The sequence below is a fragment of the Caballeronia sordidicola genome, from assembly GCF_001544455.2.
Taxonomy (GTDB): Bacteria; Pseudomonadota; Gammaproteobacteria; order Burkholderiales; family Burkholderiaceae; genus Caballeronia; species Caballeronia sordidicola.
Window position 1 is genome coordinate 1 of sequence record NZ_FCOC02000044.1, and the last position, 5713, is coordinate 5713.

Annotated in this window: 2 tRNA genes and 3 rRNA genes; all 5 read right to left on the reverse strand. The window is 52.3% G+C overall.

Annotated elements, in window-relative coordinates:
- Positions 1 to 71: 71 nt before the first annotated feature.
- The 5 genes from rrf to AWB64_RS30415 all read right to left on the reverse strand — a co-directional run bounded on the left by rrf (position 72) and on the right by AWB64_RS30415 (position 5395).
- A 5S ribosomal RNA gene (rrf, locus tag AWB64_RS30395) occupies positions 72 to 184 on the reverse strand.
- Positions 185 to 369: 185 nt separating this feature from the next.
- A 23S ribosomal RNA gene (locus AWB64_RS30400) occupies positions 370 to 3249 on the reverse strand.
- 315 nt (positions 3250 to 3564) lie between these two features.
- Positions 3565 to 3640 (reverse strand) — tRNA-Ala (locus AWB64_RS30405).
- 79 nt (positions 3641 to 3719) lie between these two features.
- A tRNA-Ile gene (locus AWB64_RS30410) sits at positions 3720 to 3796 on the reverse strand.
- A gap of 68 nt (positions 3797 to 3864) precedes the next feature.
- Positions 3865 to 5395 (reverse strand): 16S ribosomal RNA (locus tag AWB64_RS30415).
- Together the 16S, 23S and 5S rRNA genes with 2 tRNA genes alongside form the textbook arrangement of a ribosomal RNA operon.
- Positions 5396 to 5713: the final 318 nt, after the last annotated feature.

A 5713-nucleotide genomic window follows, 5' to 3' on the forward strand; every position in this document is an offset into this window, starting at 1 on the left:
TAAACGCAAAAACCCCACCGAGTTGGGTGGGGTTTTTGCGTTTATGCTGAGTGTATTTCAGCGAATGGGGAGCCTGACGATTACCTACTTTCACACGGGAATCCGCACTATCATTGGCGTGGAGTCGTTTCACGGTCCTGTTCGGGATGGGAAGGGGTGGTACCAACTCGCTATGGTCATCAGGCATAAAGGGGTGTTGTATCGGTTTTCTGGTCGATACAACCAATCTGGGGAAGAAGTAGTCGAGTTCGCTTGTTGAGCGCCTCGTGGTTACTGATGTTGCTTGGGGTTGTGGTTGTTACTGGCACAACATGATCTCAACCCGAGCGGTTCTGGCTACGGCATTGGCAGCCGAAACACACTGGTTATAGGATCAAGCCTTACGGGCAATTAGTATCAGTTAGCTTAATGCATTACTGCACTTCCACACCTGACCTATCAACGTCCTGGTCTAGAACGACCCTTCAAGGAGCTTAAAGCTCCAGGGATATCTCATCTCAAGGCGAGTTTCCCGCTTAGATGCTTTCAGCGGTTATCTCTTCCGAACATAGCTACCCGGCGATGCCACTGGCGTGACAACCGGTACACCAGAGGTTCGTCCACTCCGGTCCTCTCGTACTAGGAGCAGCCCCCTTCAAATATCCAACGCCCACGGCAGATAGGGACCAAACTGTCTCACGACGTTTTAAACCCAGCTCACGTACCTCTTTAAATGGCGAACAGCCATACCCTTGGGACCGGCTACAGCCCCAGGATGAGATGAGCCGACATCGAGGTGCCAAACACCGCCGTCGATATGAACTCTTGGGCGGTATCAGCCTGTTATCCCCAGAGTACCTTTTATCCGTTGAGCGATGGCCCTTCCATACAGAACCACCGGATCACTATGACCTGCTTTCGCACCTGCTCGACTTGTCGGTCTCGCAGTTAAGCACGCTTATGCCATTGCACTATCAGCACGATTTCCGACCGTACCTAGCGTACCTTCGTACTCCTCCGTTACACTTTGGGAGGAGACCGCCCCAGTCAAACTGCCTACCATGCACTGTCCCCGACCCGGATCACGGGCCAAGGTTAGAACCTCAAACAAACCAGGGTGGTATTTCAAGGACGGCTCCACGGAAACTAGCGTTCCCGTTTCATAGCCTCCCACCTATCCTACACAGATCGGTTCAAAGTCCAATGCAAAGCTACAGTAAAGGTTCATGGGGTCTTTCCGTCTAGCCGCGGGGAGATTGCATCATCACAAACACTTCAACTTCGCTGAGTCTCGGGAGGAGACAGTGTGGCCATCGTTACGCCATTCGTGCAGGTCGGAACTTACCCGACAAGGAATTTCGCTACCTTAGGACCGTTATAGTTACGGCCGCCGTTTACCGGGACTTCAATCAAGAGCTTGCACCCCATCATTTAATCTTCCGGCACCGGGCAGGCGTCACACCCTATACGTCCACTTTCGTGTTTGCAGAGTGCTGTGTTTTTATTAAACAGTCGCAGCCACCAGTTTATTGCAACCCCTTCACCCTCATGGCGCAGGCCATTCAAGCTACAGGGGCGTACCTTATCCCGAAGTTACGGTACCAATTTGCCGAGTTCCTTCTCCCGAGTTCTCTCAAGCGCCTTAGAATACTCATCTCGCCCACCTGTGTCGGTTTGCGGTACGGTCTTGTTAAACTGAAGCTTAGAGGCTTTTCTTGGAACCACTTCCGATTGCTTCTTCACCGAAGTGAATGGCCTCGCACCCTTGAATTCCGCGCCCGGATTTGCCTAAGCGCCTTCTCCAATGCAAGGACCGGGACTTCCAACACCCGGACAACCTTCCGCGATCCGTCCCCCCATCGCATTTAACAATGGTGCAGGAATATTAACCTGCTTCCCATCAGCTACGCATTTCTGCCTCGCCTTAGGGGCCGACTCACCCTACGCCGATGAACGTTGCGTAGGAAACCTTGGGCTTACGGCGAGGGGGCTTTTCACCCCCTTTATCGCTACTCATGTCAGCATTCGCACTTCCGATACCTCCAGCACACTTTTCAATGCACCTTCACAGGCTTACGGAACGCTCTCCTACCATGCATATAAATATGCATCCGCAGCTTCGGTATATTGCTTAGCCCCGTTACATCTTCCGCGCAGGACGACTCGATCAGTGAGCTATTACGCTTTCTTTAAAGGGTGGCTGCTTCTAAGCCAACCTCCTGACTGTTTTAGCCTTCCCACTTCGTTTCCCACTTAGCAATATTTGGGGACCTTAGCTGGCGGTCTGGGTTGTTTCCCTCTTGACACCGGACGTTAGCACCCGATGTCTGTCTCCCGTGATTGCACTCTTCGGTATTCGGAGTTTGCTATGGCGTAGTAATCCGCAATGGACCCCACAACCATGACAGTGCTCTACCCCCGAAGGTGATACACGAGGCACTACCTAAATAGTTTTCGGAGAGAACCAGCTATTTCCAAGTTTGTTTAGCCTTTCACCCCTATCCACAGCTCATCCCCTAATTTTTCAACATTAGTGGGTTCGGTCCTCCAGTACGTGTTACCGCACCTTCAACCTGGCCATGGATAGATCACTTGGTTTCGGGTCTACGCCCAGCAACTGAGACGCCCTATTCGGACTCGCTTTCGCTACGCCTGCCTTAATCAGTTAAGCTTGCTACTGAACGTAAGTCGCTGACCCATTATACAAAAGGTACGCCGTCACCCCTTTCAAGGCTCCGACTGTTTGTATGCATGCGGTTTCAGGATCTATTTCACTCCCCTCCCGGGGTTCTTTTCGCCTTTCCCTCACGGTACTGGTTCACTATCGGTCGATCACGAGTATTTAGCCTTGGAGGATGGTCCCCCCATCTTCAGACAGGATTTCACGTGTCCCGCCCTACTTGTCGTACCCCTAGTTCCACATCGCTGTTTTCGCCTACAGGGCTATCACCTGCTATGGCCGCACTTTCCAGAGCGTTCGGCTAACAATGATGCTAAAAGGTACAGGCTGATCCCATTTCGCTCGCCACTACTTTGGGAATCTCGGTTGATTTCTTTTCCTGCGGTTACTTAGATGTTTCAGTTCACCGCGTTCGCTTCACTGGAGCTATGTATTCACTCCAGGATGACCCATACGGGCCGGGTTTCCCCATTCGGACATCTTCGGATCAAAGCTCGTTTGCCAGCTCCCCGAAGCTTTTCGCAGGCTACCGCGTCCTTCATCGCCTGTGATCGCCAAGGCATCCACCACATGCACTTGTTCGCTTGACCCTATAACGAGTGTGTCTCTCAACACGCGCGCCATAGGTTGAGTATTCGTGTTGCGCCGTATTCCAAGCCATCTCTCGATAACTTTTCATACATTGATACAATCACAACCCTGATTCACCTACTCATACACCCATCTCTAAGTGTATTTTCGTGAATCTCTTTACTACTTCTTCCAGATTGTTAAAGAACGACAGCACGACTTCAAGCGCTATGCTTAAAACCGCTTACTGACTGGCTCAATCGCCAATGCGTATTTTTCACACGACACCGCAAGCACTTTTCTGCTCACAGGTATAAAAAATCTGCGTTGGTGATTGGTGGAGGATGACGGGATCGAACCGACGACCCCCTGCTTGCAAAGCAGGTGCTCTCCCAGCTGAGCTAATCCCCCCGTACCTTGATGCTGAAGGGTCCGTCATTCCTCTTTTATGACGCTTAACGCATTCGTTAATCATCACTCAAGCGAATCATGGTGGGTCTGGTTGGATTCGAACCAACGACCCCCGCCTTATCAAGACGGTGCTCTAACCAACTGAGCTACAGACCCTTAGCCTGTCTTCTTACAGCCGATAAGCGTGAGCACTTCAGTGCTTTGTTCAAAGCGTTGAGCTCGAGAAAGGAGGTGATCCAGCCGCACCTTCCGATACGGCTACCTTGTTACGACTTCACCCCAGTCATGAATCCTACCGTGGTGACCGTCCTCCTTGCGGTTAGACTAGCCACTTCTGGTAAAACCCACTCCCATGGTGTGACGGGCGGTGTGTACAAGACCCGGGAACGTATTCACCGCGGCATGCTGATCCGCGATTACTAGCGATTCCAGCTTCACGTAGTCGAGTTGCAGACTACGATCCGGACTACGATCGGTTTTCTGGGATTAGCTCCCCCTCACGGGTTGGCAGCCCTCTGTTCCGACCATTGTATGACGTGTGAAGCCCTACCCATAAGGGCCATGAGGACTTGACGTCATCCCCACCTTCCTCCGGTTTGTCACCGGCAGTCTCCTTAGAGTGCTCTTGCGTAGCAACTAAGGACAAGGGTTGCGCTCGTTGCGGGACTTAACCCAACATCTCACGACACGAGCTGACGACAGCCATGCAGCACCTGTGTATCGGTTCTCTTTCGAGCACCCCAGCCTTTCAGCCAGGTTCCGACCATGTCAAGGGTAGGTAAGGTTTTTCGCGTTGCATCGAATTAATCCACATCATCCACCGCTTGTGCGGGTCCCCGTCAATTCCTTTGAGTTTTAATCTTGCGACCGTACTCCCCAGGCGGTCAACTTCACGCGTTAGCTACGTTACTAAGGAAATGAATCCCCAACAACTAGTTGACATCGTTTAGGGCGTGGACTACCAGGGTATCTAATCCTGTTTGCTCCCCACGCTTTCGTGCATGAGCGTCAGTATTGGCCCAGGGGGCTGCCTTCGCCATCGGTATTCCTCCACATCTCTACGCATTTCACTGCTACACGTGGAATTCTACCCCCCTCTGCCATACTCTAGCTCGCCAGTCACAAATGCAGTTCCCAGGTTAAGCCCGGGGATTTCACATCTGTCTTAACGAACCGCCTGCGCACGCTTTACGCCCAGTAATTCCGATTAACGCTCGCACCCTACGTATTACCGCGGCTGCTGGCACGTAGTTAGCCGGTGCTTATTCTTCCGGTACCGTCATCCCTCCACTGTATTAGAGCGAAGGTTTTCTTTCCGGACAAAAGTGCTTTACAACCCGAAGGCCTTCTTCACACACGCGGCATTGCTGGATCAGGGTTGCCCCCATTGTCCAAAATTCCCCACTGCTGCCTCCCGTAGGAGTCTGGGCCGTGTCTCAGTCCCAGTGTGGCTGGTCGTCCTCTCAGACCAGCTACAGATCGTCGCCTTGGTAGGCCTTTACCCCACCAACTAGCTAATCTGCCATCGGCCGCCCCTATAGCGCGAGGCCCTAAGGTCCCCCGCTTTCTTCCGTAGATCGTATGCGGTATTAATCCGGCTTTCGCCGGGCTATCCCCCACTACAGGACACGTTCCGATGTATTACTCACCCGTTCGCCACTCGCCACCAGGGTTGCCCCCGTGCTGCCGTTCGACTTGCATGTGTAAGGCATGCCGCCAGCGTTCAATCTGAGCCAGGATCAAACTCTTCAGTTCAATGCCTGTTACTGTTTTCTATTCTTCCGAATAGGTCGCTCACTCAACGTACTGACAAGTTCCTCCCATCTTCCGGTTACCCGAAAGACGCTCAAAACCTACCTTAATACTAGTGTGAGACTTGATACTTTCGCTTCACGGCAGCATCTCCCGAAAAACCCCGGAAAACACCACCACACCCCAAAGCAAACCACCAAGCGCCCACACTTATCGGCTGTTAGTTTTTAAAGAACATCGCCAAAACACCAGCATTCCAACCCTCGGAACACCGCCGCTTTCGCGTCGCTGCGTTTGCAGCACAGAAACGAGATTATGTAG